The following is a 311-nucleotide window of genomic DNA, read 5'->3' as shown; positions in this document are numbered from 1 at the left end:
CTTCCGTTTCCCCTGGTTGCGCCATGTGTTCGCCGATGGCGGCTACGCCGGAGACAAGCTCAGAGACGCGCTCAAGGCTCACGGAAGCTGGACCATCGAAATCATCAAACGCTCCGATACCGCCAAAGGCTTCGTTCTTCTGCCACGCCGCTGGGTGGTTGAACGAACCTTTGCATGGCTGGGCCGGTGCAGGCGCTTGGCCAAAGACTGGGAGAAAACCATCGAAAGCTCAACGGCATGGGCGCACATCGCCTCAATCCGTATGCTCGCACGCCGCACCGCAAGATACTGCTATGCTTTATGAACTTTCG

1 protein-coding gene is annotated in these 311 nt (G+C 58.2%); it reads left to right on the top strand.

Annotation, left to right across the window (positions count from 1 at the left end; translation table 11 throughout):
• A partial coding sequence (locus A9995_RS15795; RefSeq protein WP_145917030.1) for a transposase occupies window positions 1-304 on the top strand: 304 nt, incomplete at its 5' end.
• Window positions 305-311 lie beyond the last annotated feature (7 nt).

This window comes from Erythrobacter sp. QSSC1-22B (assembly GCF_001678665.1).
Taxonomy (GTDB): Bacteria; Pseudomonadota; Alphaproteobacteria; order Sphingomonadales; family Sphingomonadaceae; genus Qipengyuania.
The sequence above is the reverse complement of the archived record's forward strand: the minus strand, read 5'-3'. Positions and strand labels throughout refer to the sequence as shown.